General features: G+C 49.6%; 1 protein-coding gene. It reads right to left on the reverse strand.

Features of this window, described 5'->3' with window-relative positions; all coding sequences use genetic code 11:
- Positions 1 to 1411, reverse strand: a 1411-nt coding sequence (locus N6H06_RS23000; RefSeq protein WP_263708072.1) for an isopeptide-forming domain-containing fimbrial protein, incomplete at both ends; no start/stop codon positions are given.

The raw sequence follows: 1411 nt of genomic DNA on the forward strand, positions 1-1411 counted from the left end.
CATAGCGGTCTTTGCTTTCATCGGCATTTGTTGCTGATTTTTTCGATTCCGTTTTCGGCTCTTTTGGATCGACATCGATATCTGTGCTTGGCTCATCTGGTGGATCCTCGATATTTGGTACTTCGACGAGCGCGACGTTTTCGATCTTTTCACCTACATAGCCAGAGTCAATCGTTGCTTCAAACGTTACCGTACGCCAGTCAGTGTCTGTAACTTCGCCGAACTCAGCGGTTACCTTGCCGTCTTCATAGTTGCCTGTACCACCATGGCTGACTTCCAAGCTACCTTCGACAAACGTCAGCCCTTCTGGGAGTACGTCGCTGATTTTTAAGTTTTCGAGCAAGCTGTCTTCAACCGTGTTGCGAGATTGGATCGTATACACAACCGTGTCGCCGACTTCATAGCGCTCTTTGCTTTCATCTGCGTTTGTTGCTGATTTTTTCGATTCCGTTTTCGGCTCACGTGGGTAGATTTTGACTTCTTCTTGTGGGCGATCTGGGTCGTCCAAGTTGTCGCCATCTACTTCGGCTGTGTTCTCAATGTCTTTCCCTGCTTGACCTGGCAACACGACCACGTCAAATTCGAGGGTCCGCCATTCTGTATCTTCGACATTACCGAAGTGGCCCACTGCTTTGCCATCGACATAGTGACCTTGATCGTCGTCTTCCTCGTCCGTTACGGCTTCCCCGTTCACTTTCAGCGTGCCTGGCACATACTCCAGTCCTTCTGGAATGACGTCAGAGATGACAAGGTTTTCGATCAAGCTATCTTCGATTGTATTACGTGTTTGAATCGTATAGCGAAGCGTGTCACCGACTTCTGGGTTGTCGGCATCGGTGTTGCCGTCTGCTTTCTCAAGCAGTGCTGCCGATTTTTCTGACTCCGTTTTTGGCTCTTTCGGATCGACATCGATATCTGTGCTTGGCTCATCTGGTGGATCCTCGATATTTGGCACTTCGACGAGCGCGACGTTTTCGATCTTCTCACCTGCATAGCCAGAGTCAATCGTTGCTTCAAACGTTACCGTACGCCAGTCAGTGTCTGTGACTTCGCCGAACTCAGCGGTTACCTTGCCGTCTTCATAGTTGCCTGTACCACCATGGCTGACTTCCAAGCTACCTTCGACAAACGTCAGCCCTTCTGGGAGTACGTCGCTGATTTTTAAGTTTTCGAGCAAGCTGTCTTCAACCGTGTTGCGAGATTGGATCGTATACACAACCGTGTCGCCGACTTCATAGCGCTCTTTGCTTTCATCTGCGTTTGTTGCTGATTTTTTCGATTCCGTTTTCGGCTCACGTGGGTAGATTTTGACTTCTTCTTGTGGGCGATCTGGGTCGTCCAAGTTGTCGCCATCTACTTCGGCTGTGTTCTCAATGTCTTTCCCTGCTTGACCTGGCAACACGACCACGTC

The organism is Shouchella tritolerans, assembly GCF_025770735.1.
Lineage (GTDB): Bacteria > Bacillota > Bacilli > Bacillales > Bacillaceae_D > Shouchella > Shouchella tritolerans.